Source organism: Methyloversatilis universalis EHg5, from assembly GCF_000378945.1.
Classification (GTDB): Bacteria; Pseudomonadota; Gammaproteobacteria; order Burkholderiales; family Rhodocyclaceae; genus Methyloversatilis; species Methyloversatilis universalis_A.
This window is the reverse complement of the sequence record NZ_KB900539.1, coordinates 2,595,389-2,610,975: the sequence shown is the minus strand read 5'-3', so window position 1 is coordinate 2,610,975 and position 15,587 is coordinate 2,595,389. Positions and strand designations below refer to the sequence as shown.

Below are 15,587 nucleotides of genomic sequence, written 5' to 3'. Positions count from 1 at the left end.
CATACCGGGGATTCCGCATGGACATGAGCATCGCCGACGAACTGTCGCCGGAAGAGGCGCTGGCGCTGATCGAAGGACTGGAGATGGACGCCGCACCGCCCGCGCCCGCGGTCGCGCCGGTGGCGCGTACATCGGCCGTACCGGCTGCGCGACCGGCGCTCGAAGTGGCGCTGGAACAGGATCTGGGCGCGCTGGTGAGGGCGGTGCTCCAGCTGGACGCGGCCGATTTCTCGCCGACCCGCTCGCTGATGGACTACGGCATGGATTCGATCTCGTCCACCGAGATCGGCAACCGCTTCACCGCGCGCTTCGGCATCGTCATTCCGCCCACCGTGTTCTTCGAGTTCCAGGATCTGCGCGGGCTCACCCGCTACCTGCTGAAGAATCACGCGGCCGACGTGAAACGGGTGCTCGGTGACCTTGAAGGCACGGTGGCCGTCGCGCCCGCGGCGCTGCCAGCCGCTGCACCCGTCGTGCCGGCGCCGCGGCAGCCGGTTGCGGTTCAGGCGCCTCGCCCGTCGCCCGTCGCCGCTCTACCTGTCGCCGCTGCGCCGGTCATGCAAGCGGCGACCACGGCCGCGGGTGCGCCGTTGTCCATCGAAGCACTGTGGGCAGAGCAGGGGGGCGCCGCTGCGCCGGCGCCTGTCGCTGTTTCAGCGCCGGCGAGCATGCCCGCGCCAGTTGCCAGGCAGCCGGATCTGGTCGCCCCGGACAGCGGTGTCCGCCAGCCGTCGCGCGCACATCTGGATGCGCAGCAGGCGGTCGTCGATCAGGCGCGCTCGGTCAGCGTGCAAGGCCGCTCCGGCCGCATCATCGAGGCGGCGGTGTATGGCCAGGGCCGGCCGGTGCTGCTGCTCGGCGGCCTCGTGATGCACACCTCGGTCATGTGGCGGCTGCAGCTGCGCGAACTGGGCGAGCGCTACCGGGTAATCGCCTACCACATGCCCGGCTGCGGCCGCACCGACTTCTACAGCCCGCTGACGCTGTCGTCGATGGCGGCCGACGTGGCCGAACTGCTGGACGGACTCGGTATCGCCGATGCACTGCCGGTGATCGGCTATTCCTTCGGCGGCGTGCTGGCACAGCGCTTCTGCCTCGACCACCCGCAGCGCGTATCGGCGCTGGTGGCCACGGTCACCTCGCCGTTCGCGCAGGGCGCCAACGACTTCGCCACGCTGATGCGCGAGCTGCAGATGAGCGAGCGCTTCATGGAACTGAACCGCGGCTGGAACATTCCGTCGCTGCCGGCCTATCAGGCGGTGGTCGGCGCCTTCGACCACCGCGCCGACCTGTCGGCGCTGCGCTGCCCGGCGCTGGTGATCAGCGGGCGCGACGACCGCTACATGCAGCCGGCCTACGGCCGTGCACTGGCCGATGCGCTGCCCGGCGCGCGCTATGTGTGCTTTCCGGGTGCCGGTCATCTGCTGGGTTTCACTCACTTCGAGGCCTACAACCGGCTGCTGCTGCGTTTTCTCGATGAAGTGGCGCCCGCGCGCAGCGAAGCTGCGGGCCTGCCGGCGCTTTCGCCCGCCAGCGCTTTCATCCGGCCGGATGCCGACACGCTTCAGGTGCTGGAAGACTACGTGCGCCGCGGCGACCAGGGTCACTGCGCCATCCTCTCGCCGCAGTCGGCCCAGCTTGCGCTGCTGCTCAACCGCATACAGTCGCAGAACAAGACCGGTGACGAGGACTACCGCTGCCTGTTCCTGACTTCGCAGCACGAAGCGCTCGACGCCGCGCTGCGTCTGGCCCGGCACCGCGCCCGCAACCGCGACGCCGACAGCAGCGGCGAACTGCTGCTGGTCGATGCCGGCGAGGGCTGGCGCCGCTATTTCGATCCGCTGGATGCCGGCCCGGACGACGCGCTGGTACCTGGCGTCACTTTCGTGTCCACCGCGCTGGAAGCGCTCGAACGGCTGGAAGGCGGCGCTTCGCCGGTGGCCGTGGTGCTGGTGTGCGATGCCTTCACGCCGGTCGATGACGCCGACCGCCTGATCGCCGCCTGCGCGCGGCACGACCGGGTGAGCGTGCTGGTCGACAACAACGACGCCGACACCGGCGCTGCCGGATGGATCGCGCCGGCCTGCCGCGAGCGCGCCGACATGATCGTGCTCGGCGAATCGATCGCCGGCAGCCAGGTGCCGGTGGCCGCCTGCATGGTGCGCGCGCCGGTGCACCACACCTGGAGCATGACGCCCAGCGAAAGCTATGTGCGCAACGTCATGACCAGTTTCGGTTTTCCGCTGGCGGTGGCGCGCGAAGCGCTGCTTGCGCGTTTTGGCGACGTGATCGACGGCGACACCCACCGCCTGATGCGGCGCATCGACGCCGACGTCGACGCCTGCTTCGACGCCCACCTGCGCTGGGGCAATTCCGGCTACGCCCGGGTGGCGCGGCTGCACGGTTTCGACGCCCGCTTCGAAGCGGCACGCGGCATGAAGTCACTGCTGCGCGACCGCGACGGCCATGCGCGCACCGTGCTCGACTGCTTCGTGAACGTGGGCACCAGCCCGCGCGGCCTGAACCCGCTGGACGTGATCGCCGGTGTCGCCCGTGCGCACGACGCGAACACCGACTACTGGAGCGAACTGGCCGCGCTGTTGAGCGAGCGCACCGGTCTGCCGCACGCCTTCCCGGCGTCGAGCAATGTCACGGCGGTGGAATCCGCGCTGACGCTGGCCGCACTCGCCGTGCCGCAGAAGCGCCGCATGCTGTTCTTCTCCGGCGGACTCGGCTTCTCGATGCTGAGCGCGGTGGCGTCGCACGACGCGGTGTTCGACATTTTCCGCAAACCGTTCGAGCCGCTGTACCGGCACAGCGTGTTCATCGACGCGCACGCACCCGATGCGGCGCAGAAACTCGAAGCCGAACTGCTGTCCGGCGACATCGGTCTGGTGTGGTTCGAAACCATACAGGTGGACGCCAACGCCACCCGTCCGCTGCCGCCGCAGCTGGTCGAACTGATCGTCCGCCACCGCGAAGCCGGCGGCTATCTGGTCGGCGTGGACGAAACACAGACCAATCTGATGACCGGCCGCCTGCTGCACAGCGCGCCGCAGGTGCCGTCGCCGGATCTGGTCGCACTGGGCACCGCGCTGTGCGATTCGCTGGTGCCGACCGGCGTCGTGCTGTGCAGCGACGCGGTACGGCAGCGCGCGCAGCAGCGCTCGCCGGCGCGCCTGCAGGAACTGGCCGGCCGCCAGCGCTGCCCGCTGTCCGCACACATATCGCTGCACGCGCTGCGCAGCGTGTTCGAGCAGGGGCTGGACGCCCGGGCGCTGACGACCGGTGCAGCGTTCAGGGCGAAGCTGAGCGCGCTGCAGCGCGAAGTGCCGATGATCACCTCGGTGCGCGGCGAAGGCCTGCTGCTCACCATCGATCTCGACCTCGCCGGGGCCGACCCCTTCCTGCAGCGCAGCTTCGGCTACCTGCTGTGGGGCGCCATGCTGCGCGACCCGGTGCAGGGCGTGGCGGTCGCGGTCTGCCCGATCCACAACAACAGCCTGCGTTTCCTGCCGCCGCTGGACATCGCCGACGCCGAGGTCGACCTCATCGTCGATAGCCTGCGCCGTCATCTGTCAGGCGGCATCGCGCCGGTGGTGCTCGACTGCGCGGCGCATTCGGCGCGCATCGGCGAAGCGCGCACCGCCGCATTCCTGAAGTCCCTCGTCCCCACCGAAAACAAGGAGGTCCGTCGCATGAGTGCTCCCCGTCCACTGTCCGCACCGCCGGTCGCCCGCGACTTCACCCGCGCCTTCGTCGACCGCATCCCGGGCGGCGCACGCATGCTCGAACGCCTGCGCGGCAAGGGCCGCTCGCCGCGCCAGCTGCCGCGGGTGTGCGTGGTCGGCGCCGGCGTTGGCGGCATTTCGATGGGCAAGGCGCTGACCGAGTACGGCATTCCGTTCGACTGCTTCGACGGCCGCGACCGCATCGGCGGCATCTGGGCCTTCGATCCGGACAGGAAGTTCACCTCGGTGTGGCAGGCGATGAACCAGAACACGCCGCGCGGCCTGTACGAGTACACCGACTTCCCGATGCCGGACGATTACCCGGATTTCCCGTCGCACCAGCAGGTGCATGCCTATCTGGAAAGCTATGTCGACCACTTCGGTTTCCGCGACCGCATACAGCTGAACACCCAGGTCAAGCGTGCGGAGCGCATCGGCGACAAGGGCTGGCGGGTGACGCTGGACAGCGGCGAGGTGCGCCACTACGACGCGCTCATCGTCGCCAACGGTCACCACAACGAGCCGAATTTCCCGGATTACCACTACCGCGACGTGTTCGACGGCGAGGCCATCCATTCGCAGCACTACCGCTACCGCGAGGACTACCGTGACAAGGACGTGCTGGTGGTGGGCGTGGGCAACAGCGGTTCGCAGGTGGCGGTGGACATCAGCCACGCGGCGAAATCGACCTGCATTTCGCTGCGCCGCGGCGTCTATGTGCTGCCGCACTACCTGCTGGGCCTGCGCATGGACCGCGCGATGGCCTTCCTGAACGACTGGTGGTTCAAGAAGATCCTGCCCTATCCGCTGTTCAACCTGGTGCACACCGGGCTGTACAAGGCGCTGATCCAGCGTCACTCCAGCATGGGCATGCCCAAGCCGGACCACCTGATGATGTCCAGCCTGCCCACGCTGTCGGAGAACTTCGCCAACCGCATCGGCGACGGCAAGCTCAAGATCGTGCCCGAAGTGAAGTACATCAAGGGCCGCAAGGTGTTCTTTGCCGACGGCAGCGCGCGCGAGTTCGACGCCATCGTCTATTCGACCGGCTTCAAGACCACCTTCCCCTTCCTCGACAAGCAGTTCCTGAACGCCGACGACAACAGGGTGCCGATGTACAAGCGCATCTTCGTGCCGGGCGTGGACAACCTCGCCTTCATCGGCCTGTTCCAGGCGGTGACCTGGGGCTTCCTCGACATGATGGAAGCGCAGGCCAGGGTGGTGGCCGAGCACTACGCCGGCTTTTACAGCCTGCCGGAGGTCGCCGCGCAGAAACGCGACATCGAGCGTGAGCAGAAGGTGATCCGCCGCGAGTACCTGGCGACGCTGCGCAACAACTACGAAATGCACGGCCCCACCTATATGCACGAGCTGGCGAAGGAGCACGCGCGCGGTCGCAGCCGTGCGCGCAAGGCCGGGCTGCCGATGCCGTGCCCGGCCAGCGGTGTGCCGGTGACCGGGGACGCCGACCTGCAGGCCGTGCCGGCGCTGGCCGGGGCGGCCGCCTGATGCAGCCGCTGCCGCCCCCGGGCGCGATCGCCATCGTCGGTCTGGCCGCGCGTCTGCCCGGCGCAGCGGACGCGGCCGGCTTCTGGGACAGCCTGCTCGCTGACCGGCCGGCGATTGCCGAAGTGCCGGCGTCGCGCTGGGACTGGCGCGCCTGCCACGCTGCACCGGGCGCTGCGGCGAACACCGCCTACTCCAACGTGGGTGGCTTCATCGACGACGTGGACGCCTTCGACCTGCGCCACTTCGGCATCGCGCCGCGCGAAGCCGAGGCGATGGACCCGATGCAGAGGCTGTTCCTGCAGTCGGCGTGGACCGCGCTGGAAGACGCCGGCATCGCGCCACGCAGTCTGTCGGGCCGGCGCGTCGGCGTTTTCGCCGGCGTCGGCAATGCCGAGTACACCACGCTGATGCGCGCCGCGCACTGCGACAACGACGCCTACCGGGCGACCGGCATGGCGCTCACGCTGGTCGCCAACCGGCTGTCCTATGTGCTGAACCTGCGCGGTCCCAGCCAGGTGGTGGATACCGCCTGCTCGGGTTCGCTGGTGGCGGTGCATCGCGCCATCGAACAGCTGCGCCTCGGCCAGTGCGAACTGGCGCTGGCCGGCGGCGTAAGCCTGATGCTGAGCCCTGAACTGCATGTGGCTTTCAGCCAGGCGGGCATGCTCAGCACCTCCGGTCGCTGCCGGCCCTTCGACGCCGAAGCCGATGGCTATGTGCGCGGCGAGGGCGTCGGCGTGGTGGTGCTCAAACGCCTGGACGACGCGCTGCGCGACGGCGACTTCATCCACGCCTGCATCCTCGCCTCGGCCGAAAATCACGGCGGTCGCGCGCACAGCCTGACCGCGCCCAGCTTCAAGGGGCAGGCCGAGGTGGTCGCGGCGGCCTGGCAGGCCGCCGGGCCGGCGGTGCGCCATCTGTCCCATGTCGAAACCCACGGCACCGGTACGCCGCTCGGCGACCCGATAGAGATTGCCGGGCTGAACGAGGCGCTGCGCCAGTGCCGCGCGGCCGATCCGGGCTGCGTGCCCGAGGGCGACATCCGGCTGGGTGCGCTGAAGGCGCGCATCGGCCACCTCGAAGCGGCGGCCGGCATCGCCGGTCTGATCAAGACCGTGCTCGCGCTGCGGCACGGGCTGATTCCGGGTCATCCGGCCTTCGCGCAGGCCAATCCGCAGCTCGAACTGAGCGGCTCGCCGCTGCGCATCGCCGCCGCTCCGCAGGCCTGGGGCGATGGGCCGCGCGTGGCCGGCGTCAGTTCCTTCGGCTTTGGCGGCGTCAATGCGCACATCGTGCTGCAGGCACAGCCGGCCCCTGCATGGCCGGCTCGACCGGGCGAGGTCGACATCGTGCTGCTGTCGGCGAGAGACGCCGACACGCTGCGTGCGCGTGCGGCGCAGCTGTTCGACTACCTGCATCCGGGCGTGTCGCCGCAGGTACTGCGCGCACTGCAGCAGGCCAGCGGCGCGCTCGACTTCGACGCACCGTGGCCGGCGCTTGGCGTCTCTGCGGACACGATGGCGCGCGCCGCGCATGCGGCGGCGCAGGGTCTGGGCATCGACCGCGTGGGGCTCGATCTGCGCGACTGCATGAGCTGGGGCGAAGTCGCCGCTGCGCTGAGCGAGGCGCTGCCGGCGCCGGCGTCGCCAGACCGTCTGCAGGCCCGCGCCACGCTGCCGCGGCATGTGCTGGCGCCCACGCTGCGTGCGCTGGCCGATTCGCTGTTCTCCGGGCGCGACCTGCAGTCGTACCGGCTGGCCGTGGTTGCGGCTGACATGAGCGAACTGGCGCTGCAGCTGGTGGCCTGGCTGTGCGACGGGCAGGCGACGCAGGTGGTCGCAGCGCAGAGTGCGCGCGAACCGGGCGCACAAGTGCCGGCGCCGGACTGGCAGGACGCGGCCCAGGTGACCGGCTGGCTGCGGGCGCAGCTGGCGCTGCCCGCGCTGAGCGAAGCGCTGTCGCTGCGTCGTGCGGCCGACCGCGCACCGCGCGTGCCGCTGCCCACGCTGCCGTTCCGGCGCGATCGCGTGTGGTTCCGCAGCGCTGCGCCAGCGACGGCAGCCGGGCCGGCGGACACGCCGTACGACATCGCTGCGCTGCGCGCGCCGTGGGCCGCCCTGTTCGGAGCGCCGCCGCGCTGCCTGCCCACGCTGCTGCCCTGGCCGGCCCATGCGGCCGCGCATGCGGTCAGTTTTGTCGATGTCGCCTGGGCCGCGGCATCGGCCGAAGACCGGCGGCTAGCAGCAGGATTCGATGGTCATGGACTTCGCTACCGCACCGTCGCGGAAGCGGGCGCGCGCACGCTGCTGCGTGTGGCGCGCATCGAGGCGGGCGCCGACGCGCTGAAGGGCGCGGCTGACGCCCCCGTCGCCGGCGATGCACGCAGCTTCGATCTCGATGTCGACCCGCCGCCGCTCGACCCGGCCGGCCTCTGGATGCACTGGACCATAGCGGTCGTGCGCGCACTCCAGGCGCCGTTCCGCGATCAGGCCCGCGCGCCGCTGCTGCCTTACCGCGCCGCGCGGGTGAGCTGGGCGGCGCTGCCGGCTGGCGGCCCGCAGCGACTGCGGGTGACGGTGGACAGCGACAGCGGACGGATCAGCCTGTTCGGCGAGGCGGGCGGTCGCACGCTGCTCCGGATCGACGGCCTCGAACTGCGCGAGGCGCGCTGGCTGTCTGCGCCTGCGGTCGCCGCTGCGGAGCTGCAGTCATGAAGGCCGTCGTCTTCCCGGGCCAGGGTGCGCAGCGCAAGGGCATGGGTGTCGAACTGTTCGAGCGCTATCCGCGGCTGGTCGAACAGGCCGATGCGATGCTCGGCTACAGCCTGCTCGATCTGTGCACCGACGGCGCCGACCGCCTGATCGACACCCGCTACACGCAGCCGGCGCTGTTCGTGACCGGCTATCTCGGCTATCTCGATCATGAGCACCGGCACGGCGCACCGGCCATGCTGGCGGGGCACAGCATCGGCGAATTCGTTGCGCTGGCGGCGGCCGGTGCGCTCGACTTCATCGACGCGCTGCGCCTGGTCGACCGCCGTGCCCGCATCATGGCCGCCATCCGCGACGGTGCGATGGCCGCCGTGATCGGGCCGGACCGCGATCAGGTCGAGGCGCTGATCGCGCGCATCGGCATCGCGGGGCTGGAGATCGCCAACGAAAACAGCCCGACCCAGACCATCGTCGCCGGCCTTTCGGCCGAGATCGACGCCTTCGTCGAGCGCTGCCGCGAGGCGGGTACGCGGGCGGTGCGCCTGCGCGTCAGCGGCGCCTTCCATTCGCGGCACATGCGGCCGGCAGCGGCCGAGTTCGCGCAGGCGCTGCGCGAAACCCCTTTCCAGCCGCCGCGCATCCCGGTGGTGGCCAACGTGACCGCGCGGCCGCACGACGCGCAGATCGCCGACGTGATGGCCGCCCACCTGTACAGCCCGGTGCGCTGGATGCAGTCGGTGCACGCCATGCTCGACGCCGGCGTGACCGAATTCGTCGAGATCGGCCCGGCGCCGGTGCTCGCGCCGATGATCGAAGAGATCCGCGCCGGCTGGCGGCCGTCGGCGGCGCCGGTTGCCATCACGCACTGGCCCGAGTTCGCACCGCCGCCGCTGAGCGGCCCCCACGCGACGCTGGCTGCGACGCTGTACGCGCTTTACCGGCAGCCCGCCCCGGGCGTGGCCGACTGGGCGGCGCTGTGGTCGCGCGGGGCGGGCATCGCCGGCTGGCCGCCGCTCGAACCGGCCGCCACGCCGCGTGCGCTGCGCCGGCAGATACGCCAGGCACTCGAAACCCTGATTCCGGCTGCCGCGTCCGCGCAGCACGCCGACCCGTCTTCACACCTGCACGGACGACACCCATGAGCATCGAACACGACATCGCCGACTTCATCACCGCCTTCATCGCCGACCGTACCGGCGTGCCGGCGCACGACATCGAGCCCGACGAGAACCTGGGCAGCTATGGCCTGGGGTCGATGCAGGCGGTGGATCTGGTCGGCTCGCTGGAAGACCGCTACGGCGTGACGCTGCCGCCGGCGCTGGTGTTCCAGTACCCGACCGTGGGCGAACTGTCGGTGGCGGTTGCGCAGCGCGCAGCCACCGCCGGAGTCTGACCATGTACGCCCGCATCGATACCGATGCCCTGGCCGCTGCGCTGTATGACGAGGTGTCCGCGCTGTCGGTTGCCGACATTCTGCTCCGCCGCGCCCGCCAGCATCCCGAGCGCGTGCTGTTCCGCTTCCTCGACGAACAGGGGCGGGAGGAGGACGTACTCACCTATGGCGACGCCTGGCGACGCAGCAGCGTGATCGCGGCGGAGCTGGCCGGGCAGGGCGAGACCGGTGACCGCATCGCGCTGTTCTATCCGGCCGGTCTGGATTTCATCGTGGCTTTCCTCGGCTGCCTGCTGGCCGGCCGCATCGCGGTGCCGCTCAATCTGCCGAGCCGGCGGCGGGTGGACCGCTGCCTGCGCATCCTGCGCGACTGCGGCTGCCGGCAGGTGCTGACGGTGGCCGCACTGGAAGAGGGGCTGCGCGACATCCTGGCGGTCGATGCCGACCTGCCGCTGGCCTGGCTGGCCACCGACACGCTGCGCGACGAAGCTGAAGTCGCGGCCGTCCTGCCGCCGCCGGCCGATGACCGCATCGCCTTCCTGCAGTACACCTCCGGCTCGACCTCGCATCCGAAGGGCGTCATGGTGAGCCAGCGCAACATCACCACCAATCTGCGCATGATGCGCAACGCCTGGGAGCTGGATCACACGTCCAACACCGTGTTCTGGCAGCCGCATCACCACGACATGGGGCTCATCCTGGGCCAGTTGCTGCCCATCATGCTGGGCAACGAAACGGTGCTGATGGGGCCGAACACCTTCGTGCGCCAGCCGCTGATCTGGCTGGATGCGGTTTCCCGCTACCGCGCGGTGCTGGCCGGCGGACCGAACTTCGCCTACGAACTGGCGGCACAGCGCTGGCAGCCGGGCCGGCTGGAAGGCTGCGACCTGTCGAGCTGGCGCATCGCGCTGAACGGCGCCGACGTGGTGCGCGCGAGCACGCTGGAGCGCTTCGCCGCCACCTTCGGGCCGCTCGGCTACCGGCCGGCCACCATGCTGCCCTGCTACGGCCTGGCCGAAGCCACGCTGTTCGTGTCCGGCGGTCCGGTGTCCGAACTGCCGCGCCTGCGCAGCATCGATGCCCGGGCGGCCGAGTCGGAACGGCGGGTGAGGGACGATCTCGGCGGCACCGGCCGCATCGTGGTCGGCTGCGGCCTGCCGTCGCAGGAAATCGATATCGCCATCGTCGATCCGGCCAGCGGCGAGCGGCTGGAGGCCGACAGCCTGGGCGAGATCTGGGTGTCCGGTGCCACCAATGCGCTGGGCTACTGGCAACTGCCGGAACAGAGCGCGGCCACCTTCGCCGCCGAGATAGCCGACGAACCCGGCTGCCGCTACATGCGTACCGGCGACATCGGCTTCATCGGTGCCAATGATGGCCACATATATATATGCGGGCGGATGAAGGATCTGCTCATCGTCGATGGCCGCAACCTGCATCCGGAAGATGTCGAATACACCATCGTCGAGTCGCATCCGCTGATCAAGCCGCAGAGCTGCGCGGTGTTCGAGGACGAGCGGGGCGAGCAGCGCCGGCTGGTGGCGGTGGTCGAAGCCGACCGCGAACTGAAGCGGGCACTGCCCGACATCGAGAAGGCGCTGCGCATGCAGGTGCGCCGCGCGGTGTCGGAAGAGCATGGTGTCGCGATCGCGGACATCGTGTTCATCGCGCCGGCCACGCTGCGCAAGACCACCAGCGGCAAGGTGCAGCGCAGCCTGATGAAGCAGCTCTACCAGCAGGACGGGCTGGATCTGCTGCAGCCGCTGGCGGTGTCCGATGCAGTCTGAGCCGGGCTGCGGCAGCGTCGTCCGCATCTGCGACGGCGGCCCGCGCGCGCCGTCGGTGCTGGCGGTGCCCTATGCCGGCGGCAGCGCGCAGTCCTTCTTTGCCTGGAAGCCGCTGCTGGAGGGTCGGATTTCGCTGTGGGCGCTCGAGCTGCCCGGTCGTGGCCGCTGTTTCGGTCAGCCCTTGCCGCCGTCGCTGGTGGCGCTGGCGCAGGGCCTGGCCCATACGCTGCACGCACAGGGCGTGCAGCCCGATCTGGTGTTCGGTCACAGTCTGGGCGCACTGATTTCATTCGAACTGCTGCGTGCGCTGCGCGCCCACGGGCGCGCTCAGCCGGCCACCGCGCTGCTGACCGGCCGCATCGCGCCGTCGCGGCCCAGCGCTTTCGGCCTGCCGCGCTTCAGCCGCGGTGACCTGATCGACTATCTGCGCGATCTGGGCGGGACACCGGACAGCGTGCTGCACAACGACGCCGTGATCGACATGATGCTGCCGGTGCTGCAAGGCGATCTGGAACTGATCGCGTCACACACGCACCGGCCGGCCGCGCCGCTGGACATCGACGTGACGGTGGCCGGCGGTTTCGACGACGGACGCGTGCCGATGGAAGGTCTGCTCGCCTGGCAGCCGGAGTTTTCCGGTGAATTTTCGCTGCACATGTTCCCTGGCGGTCATTTCTTCGTCGAAGAGGACCGGCCGGCCATCGTTGAACTTCTGTGCACACTGGCCGGGCGTGCCCGGCGCAGCGAGGCTGCCTGAAGTGACGGCCGCGGGCGCCGCAGGCCGGGTCCGGGTGTTCGTCGCGTCGGTGGAGGAGCACGGTGCCGAACGGCTGCGGCAGCTCGAACAGGCGGTGCTGCTGCCCGAAGAGCGACGCCGCGCCCGTCGCATGCTGCACCCGCCGGGGCGCGACGCCTTCGTGCTCGCCCACGCCCTGCAGCGCCTCGTGCTGCGCGAACTGCTCGGCCATGCCCCGGCCTTCCGGACCGGACCGAACGGCAAGCCGGAACTGACAGACGGCTCGCTGCACGTGAATCTGAGCCATTGTTCCGGCTTTGCGGCGCTGGCCGTATACGACCAGGCGCCGGTCGGGGTGGATATCGAGTCGCGTCCGCCCCGCGCGGATGTCTGGCGCGTCATGAATGTGGCGTTGACCGGAGAGGAATGCAGCCGGGTGCTGGCCGAACGCAATCCCGTGCTGTCCTTCCTGATCCACTGGACGGCCAAGGAAGCCTATGTGAAAGCCACCGGCGAGGGGCTGTCGCACAGTTTCGACGCGCTGTCGCTGGCGTCGTCTGCCTTTCCGCTGCAGCTCGACGGTGCCGGCGTGGTCGAGCACGTATTGCGCTGCCAGGCCTTCCCGCAGCATGTGCTGGCGGTGTGTACCCTGGGCGATACGGTTCCGCCCTGCCATATAGAGCATGCGGTGTGCGACATCGCCGGGGTCAGGACACGCACCGTGTCCATCTGCTGAACCCTGTCGCCCGCCATCACGCGGCACCGGCCGTTGCCGGTGCCCGACGTGCGGAACGGTTTATTCCCCGGTTTGCCGATAAGAATGATTCGCACTCCGTAATGCGCCCGGTGTGGGATACTTTCTCGGATTCGTTTCTGCGCTGCCCATGACTGATCCTTCCATTCCCGATGCCCTGACCCGGACTCTGCGCACCGTGCTGCGTCCGGTGGTGAGACTGATGCTGGCCCGCGGCGTCACGTTGCCGCTGGCCGTTGAACTGCTGAAGCGCGTGTTCGTGCAGGTCGCGCTTGAAGAAAGTGACGCCGGCAAGCCGGTGACCGACAGTCGCGTAAGTCTGCTGACCGGCGTTCACCGCAAGGACGTGAAACGCCTGCGCAACCTGCCCAGCGCGCACGCCGGCCTGCCACGCACCGTATCGCTGGGCGCCCAGCTGGTGAGCCTGTGGACCCGCCGTGCGCCGTGGGTGGACGAGCACGGCCAGCCGCGCCCGCTGCCCCGGCTGGCCAGCGCTGGCGGCGATCTGTCCTTCGACGCACTGGTGGCCACGGTGAGCAAGGACATCCGGGCACGCCCGGTACTCGACGAGTGGCTGCGCCTGGGCGTGGCCCGGCTCACCGAGCGGGACGAGGTGGTGCTGAATGCGGCTGCTTTCGTGCCGCAGGAAGGGTTCGAGGAAAAACTGAGCTATCTCGCGCTGCATGTCGGTGACCATGCGATGGCGGCGGTGGAGAACACGCTGGGCCGCAGCGATCCGTGGTTCGAGCGCAGCGTGCACTACCGCGGCCTGTCGGTCTCCGAGGTCGACGCGCTGCGCGCGCGCGCTTCGGATCTGGGCATGAGCGCGCTGCAGGCCCTCAATGGCGAAGTGAAGGACGATACGCCCGCAGCCGATGGTGATGCCGTTAACAGGCGCTTCACCTTCGGCGTCTATTTCTACGCCGATGATGAAAGGTCAGAGGAGTCCCGGTAAGTGCGTCTGATTGCTGCCCTGTTTTGCCTGTGTGCCGCCATGGCGGCACAGGCCGCGCCCGTGTGCATCGACCCGGGCCAGGGCGTGCCGGACCGGCATGCCGAAGCGGGGGGCGTCGGCGGCACCGGGCACGGCCCCGGAGACGCGGGGGGCATCGGTGGAACCGGTGCCCCGCTGGCCGATGGCATTGGCGGTACCGGTGCCCGTCGCGCGCCCGCCGCTCGTGTCGGCGTGGTGGGTGTGGTGACCGGTTTCGGTTCCATCTGCGTCAATGGCCTGCGCCTGCAGTACGACCGCTCAGCGACGGTCAGCGAGAACGGCCGGCCGGCCGGCACGGCGGCGCTGGCGGTCGGGCAGTTCGTTTCGATCGAGGCCGAACGGGTGGGCGACGCACTGATCGCGCGCGACATCGGCATCGTGCAACTGCTCGAAGGTCCGCTGAGTGCGCGCCGTGAAGACGGCGGGTTCGAGGTGATGGGCCAGCCGGTGCTGCTGCTGCCGGATGCGCGGGTGGATGACGGCGGTCGTCCGCTGCAGCCGGGCGATATGGTCAAGGTGAGCGGCATGCGTGCGCCCGGCGGCAGGGTGCACGCCTCGCGCATCGAACGCGCGCCGGCGCTGGATCTTGCCAGCGTGATCGGCGACGTCAGCCACGACCACGACGTGCTGGGCATCGACGGGCTGCCGGTTCAGGGCACGCTGGATGAATCGGCCGAGTCGCCGACACGGCAGCTGCTGGCGCGCGGCCACTGGGACGGCCGGGTGCTGCGCATCCGGGAAACCCGCATGGATCCCTCGCTGCGCTTTGCCGACCGGGTGGGCAACGTGGTGCTGGAAGCGCTGGTCAGCGGGCGACTGGATGACGGTTCGCTCAATGGCTGCGGGCTGCAGGTGGTGGGCAGTCCGTCCGCCCGTCTGCGCGGCATTGTCGCCAGCGAGGCGCTGGAGGTGCGCCGCGTACGCATGACCGGGCGCATCGCACCGGACGGGCGCTTCGTCGCTGACGAAGTGGACGCGCTGCCGGGCGGACAGCCCATGCCGGTACGCTGATCGCGCCTCGTTGCCTCGTTGCTTCATTGGCAGCCTGCTTTTCCAGTGAAAGGTGGCCCGCTTCGCGGCGAAGCGTTCGGTGGTCTCAAAACGTGGGATAATTTCACTCACTTTTGTGGCCCATCCAGAGCGTTTCATGACCGACGCCGGTATTCCGGATCTGCTGACTTCCGCGGTACGTACCGTGCTGCGCCCGCTCGTCCGGCTCATGCTGTCGCGCGGCGTCACGCTGCCGCTGGCGATCGAACTGCTCAAGCGCGTCTATGTTCAGGTCGCGCTGGAAGACAGCGGGCCGGGCGGCGCATCGACCGACAGCCGGGTGAGCCTGCTGACCGGGGTACATCGCAAGGACGTGAAGCGGCTGCGCGCGTTGCCGGACGCCGGTGCGGCGCTGCCGCGCACGGTGTCGCTGGGCGCGCAGCTGGTGAGCCTGTGGACCACCGCCGGGCGCTGGCTGGATGCACAGGGTCGCCCGCGCGCGCTGCCGCGGCTGGCCAGTGCCGGGGGCGACTGTTCGTTCGACGCGCTGGTGGCTTCGGTGTCCCGTGACATCCGTGCCCGCCCGGTGCTGGACGAATGGCTGCGTCTGGGTGTGGTGCATCTGAACGAAGCCGACGAGGTGGTGCTCAACACCGCCGCTTTCGTGCCGCAGAGCGGTTTCGACGAAAAATTGAGCTATCTCGCGCTGCATGTCGGCGACCACGCGATGGCTGCAGTGGACAACACGCTGGGCCGGCCTGACCCCTGGTTCGAACGCAGCGTGCATTACCGGCGGCTGTCGCCGGAGGCGGTGGCTGCGCTGCGCGTGCGCGCGTCCGCGCTGGGCATGCAGGCGCTGCAGGCGCTCAATGCCGAGGCGGCGCACGCAGCGGCGCCGGGGCCGGACGAGGGCGATGCCCGCCGCTTCACTTTCGGCATCTATTTCCACGCCTCTGTGGCCGACGGCCAGGAGCGAGACTGA

10 protein-coding genes are annotated in these 15,587 nt (G+C 69.8%); all 10 read left to right on the top strand.

The window, feature by feature from the left end:
- Positions 1-17 precede the first annotated feature (17 nt).
- The gene (locus METUNV2_RS0112020; RefSeq protein WP_018229728.1) at positions 18-5,240 is read left to right on the top strand and encodes an alpha/beta fold hydrolase; all 5,223 of its coding nucleotides are present in this window, start codon (positions 18-20) and stop codon (positions 5,238-5,240) included.
- On the top strand, positions 5,240-7,954 hold the full coding sequence (locus METUNV2_RS0112015) for a beta-ketoacyl [acyl carrier protein] synthase domain-containing protein (RefSeq protein ID WP_018229727.1): 2,715 nt from the start codon (positions 5,240-5,242) through the stop codon (positions 7,952-7,954). Before METUNV2_RS0112020 ends, METUNV2_RS0112015 begins: the two co-directional genes overlap by 1 nt.
- Positions 7,951-9,093, top strand: a complete 1,143-nt coding sequence (gene fabD, locus METUNV2_RS0112010) for an ACP S-malonyltransferase (RefSeq protein WP_018229726.1) — start codon at positions 7,951-7,953, stop codon at positions 9,091-9,093. The genes METUNV2_RS0112015 and fabD overlap by 4 nt, the downstream gene beginning before the upstream one ends.
- Positions 9,090-9,344, top strand: coding sequence for an acyl carrier protein (locus METUNV2_RS0112005; protein ID WP_018229725.1), 255 nt, complete (start codon positions 9,090-9,092; stop codon positions 9,342-9,344). The genes fabD and METUNV2_RS0112005 overlap by 4 nt, the downstream gene beginning before the upstream one ends.
- 2 nt (positions 9,345-9,346) lie before the next feature.
- Positions 9,347-11,131 (top strand): fatty acyl-AMP ligase, encoded by a 1,785-nt coding sequence (locus METUNV2_RS0112000; RefSeq protein ID WP_018229724.1) that lies wholly within the window; start codon positions 9,347-9,349, stop codon positions 11,129-11,131.
- Positions 11,121-11,888 carry a thioesterase II family protein gene (locus METUNV2_RS0111995; RefSeq protein ID WP_018229723.1) on the top strand — a complete coding sequence of 256 codons (768 nt, stop codon included), beginning with the start codon at positions 11,121-11,123 and terminating at the stop codon, positions 11,886-11,888. The genes METUNV2_RS0112000 and METUNV2_RS0111995 overlap by 11 nt, the downstream gene beginning before the upstream one ends.
- A 1-nt stretch (position 11,889) precedes the next feature.
- The gene (locus METUNV2_RS0111990; RefSeq protein ID WP_232415671.1) at positions 11,890-12,603 is read left to right on the top strand and encodes a 4'-phosphopantetheinyl transferase family protein; all 714 of its coding nucleotides are present in this window, start codon (positions 11,890-11,892) and stop codon (positions 12,601-12,603) included.
- Between the two features lie 148 nt (positions 12,604-12,751).
- The gene (locus tag METUNV2_RS0111985) at positions 12,752-13,576 is read left to right on the top strand and encodes a DUF6502 family protein (protein WP_026188111.1); all 825 of its coding nucleotides are present in this window, start codon (positions 12,752-12,754) and stop codon (positions 13,574-13,576) included.
- Positions 13,577-14,626 (top strand): DUF5666 domain-containing protein, encoded by a 1,050-nt coding sequence (locus METUNV2_RS0111980; RefSeq protein ID WP_018229720.1) that lies wholly within the window; start codon positions 13,577-13,579, stop codon positions 14,624-14,626.
- A 136-nt stretch (positions 14,627-14,762) separates the two neighbouring features.
- Entirely contained in the window at positions 14,763-15,587 is an 825-nt protein-coding gene (locus tag METUNV2_RS0111975; protein ID WP_018229719.1) for a DUF6502 family protein, read from the top strand.

Bases quoted from the DNA above. Each gene is read 5' to 3' on its own strand.
- METUNV2_RS0112020 (WP_018229728.1), top strand. From the start codon at position 18: ATGGACATGAGCATCGCCGACGAACTGTCGCCGGAAGAGGCGCTGGCG.
- METUNV2_RS0112015 (WP_018229727.1), top strand. From the start codon at position 5,240: ATGCAGCCGCTGCCGCCCCCGGGCGCGATCGCCATCGTCGGTCTGGCC.
- fabD (WP_018229726.1), top strand. From the start codon at position 7,951: ATGAAGGCCGTCGTCTTCCCGGGCCAGGGTGCGCAGCGCAAGGGCATG.
- METUNV2_RS0112005 (WP_018229725.1), top strand. From the start codon at position 9,090: ATGAGCATCGAACACGACATCGCCGACTTCATCACCGCCTTCATCGCC.
- METUNV2_RS0112000 (WP_018229724.1), top strand. From the start codon at position 9,347: ATGTACGCCCGCATCGATACCGATGCCCTGGCCGCTGCGCTGTATGAC.
- METUNV2_RS0111995 (WP_018229723.1), top strand. From the start codon at position 11,121: ATGCAGTCTGAGCCGGGCTGCGGCAGCGTCGTCCGCATCTGCGACGGC.
- METUNV2_RS0111985 (WP_026188111.1), top strand. From the start codon at position 12,752: ATGACTGATCCTTCCATTCCCGATGCCCTGACCCGGACTCTGCGCACC.
- METUNV2_RS0111975 (WP_018229719.1), top strand. From the start codon at position 14,763: ATGACCGACGCCGGTATTCCGGATCTGCTGACTTCCGCGGTACGTACC.